This window comes from Bacillus sp. SIMBA_008 (assembly GCF_046535495.1).
GTDB classification, from domain to species: domain Bacteria; phylum Bacillota; class Bacilli; order Bacillales; family Bacillaceae; genus Bacillus; species Bacillus subtilis.
The window spans coordinates 1-264 of record NZ_JAWRWL010000614.1; the positions used below are offsets into that span (position 1 = coordinate 1).

The 264-nt window shown below is 43.9% G+C and carries 1 pseudogene; it reads left to right on the forward strand.

The features are described 5' to 3' along the window. Positions 1–264: pseudogene (locus tag SB658_RS24650) on the forward strand (NAD-dependent dihydroorotate dehydrogenase B electron transfer subunit); the annotation flags it as partial.

Consider the following 264-nt stretch of genomic DNA (forward strand, 5'->3'; position numbering starts at 1 on the left):
CAACGGATATGATCCTTCAGTTGTTCAGCCAGGTCAGACAGCGTTACTAGTCGGCGGCGGGATTGGAGTACCGCCTTTATATGAGCTGTCCAAGCGTTTAACGAAAAAAGGCGTCATCGTCAAGCATGTCCTTGGCTTTCAATCGAAAAAGAATATATTTTACGAGGAGAAATTCCAAGCACTCGGAGATACATTTATTGCAACAGTTGATGGGACATATGGCGCAAAGGGCTTCGTGACAAGTGTTATTGAAGAGAATGATTT